At 59.7% G+C, this 1,817-nt stretch carries 1 protein-coding gene and 1 pseudogene; one reads left to right on the top strand and one right to left on the bottom strand.

Annotated elements, in window-relative coordinates:
• Positions 1 to 715 (top strand): annotated as a pseudogene (locus WA354_RS19305) (altronate dehydratase); the annotation flags it as partial.
• Between the two features lie 106 nt (positions 716 to 821).
• On the opposite strand, the gene WA354_RS19300 reads toward WA354_RS19305, so the two are convergent.
• Positions 822 to 1,571: an RsmE family RNA methyltransferase gene (locus WA354_RS19300; protein ID WP_472814650.1), complete on the bottom strand. Its 750-nt coding sequence runs from the start codon at positions 1,569 to 1,571 to the stop codon at positions 822 to 824.
• Positions 1,572 to 1,817 lie beyond the last annotated feature (246 nt).

The following is a 1,817-nucleotide window of genomic DNA, read 5'->3' as shown; positions in this document are numbered from 1 at the left end:
GCTCAAGTGCGGTGGCTCAGACGGCTTCAGCGGCATCTCGGCGAATCCCACCCTGGGCTACATCTCCGATTTGCTCGGCGAACTCGGCGGCAAATCTATCCTCAGCGAATTCCCCGAACTGCACGGCGTCGAGCAGGAACTGATCAACCGCTGCGCCACCGATGAACTCGCCCAGCGCTTCTTCGATCTCATGCAGGCCTACTCTGCACGCGCCAAGGCCGTGCACTCCGGCTTCGAGATGAATCCCTCACCCGGCAACATTGAAGACGGCCTCATCACCGATGCCATCAAGTCAGCTGGCGCCGCGCGCAAGGGAGGAGTGGCTCCGGTACGCGACGTGCTCGACTTCCCGCAATACGCGACCACGCCCGGCCTCACCCTGCTCTGTACGCCAGGCAACGATGTTGAGTGCGTAACGGCTCAGGCTGGCGCCGGTGCAAATCTCGTCCTCTTCACTACCGGCCTCGGCACACCTACCGGCAACCCTGTCGCTCCTGTCGTCAAGATCTCCACAAACGCGCAACTAGCCAGCCGCATGGCCGACATCATCGACTTCGACGCCGGCGGCATCGTCAACGGAGAATCGACGATCCCGCAATGCGCAGATATGCTTCTTGATCTATGTCTTGATGTGGCCAGCGGCAAGCGCTTCACCAAAGCCGAGGAGTTCGGTCAGAACGACTTCATCCCCTGGAAGCGCGGCGTTTCGCTCTAGCGCGTAGCACAGGGTCGGGCACGAACTCTACACCAGCATCCAAGCCATAACCCAAGGGTGCCATGCGAAGCATGGGTGGGAAAGCACGAACTCCCCGGGCCGTTCTCTACTCCAGCATCGAAGCGACCACCGCCAGCGCCGCAATTGCCGCCGTCTCTGCACGCAGAATGCGCGGCCCCAGCGAAACAGCCCGCCATCCATTCGCATCGAAGAGTGCCTCTTCATCCGGCGCCCATCCGCCTTCGGGCCCGATCGCAATCTCCAGATCCGGCATCTCCGCACCTGCTGCCGCAATGGCCTCCTCGAGAGCTCCGCGCAACGTCGCAGATCGTTCCTGTTCCGCTAGCACGATTCGCTTCAACTTCGCGTCAGCCTTCACGCGATCTGCCAACTTCACCGGATCATGAACCATCGGCACATCCGATCTGCGCGACTGCTGCGCCGCCTCATGCACGATGCGTCTCCATCGCTCCACCCGCTTCGTCGCGGCCAGCGCAAGATGCTTTTCTGTGCGTCGCGCGATCACCGGCACAATCGCAGCGGCTCCCAATTCCGTCGCTTTCTCGATCGCCCACTCCATGTGATCGAACTTGAAAATCGACATTACCAGCGTAACGGGCATTCCGGGTTCAGACTCGACCTCAGCGACCAGGTTGAACCTCACCTCCGGCGCTTCACCCTGTCCGCCGTTGGTGATCGAAGCGATCACGGAGTGGAACACTTTGCCCCCAGCAACCACGTCCGCTTCCTCTCCCTGCTGCGCGCGCAACACTCGAATCAAGTGCTCCGCTTGCGCTCCCACCAGCGTCGCTGTCGCTTCATCCCAATTCTCGGCAATCCATCTGCGTCGCGTCATCGCCTGTATTCATGCACCTTTCCACATATACGCATAAACACTTCGGGGGACGCTGTTGCGTCCCCCGAGGTGTTGCCTTTTTGGTTGGATGACCCGTTACTTCTTTTTCGCGGTTTTCTTCGCGGCCTTCTTCGCGGGTGCCTTCTTGGCTGCTTTCTTAGTTGCCATTTGCCTATTCTCCCTTTTCGATGGTTTGCATCGAGTTCTGCAACATTTGTTGCAGTTGAGGAATGTATAGATTCATGC

Origin of the sequence: Occallatibacter sp. (genome assembly GCF_049802275.1) — a bacterium.
Classification (GTDB): Bacteria; Acidobacteriota; Terriglobia; order Terriglobales; family Acidobacteriaceae; genus Telmatobacter.
This window is presented reverse-complemented; position numbering and strand designations above follow the sequence as displayed.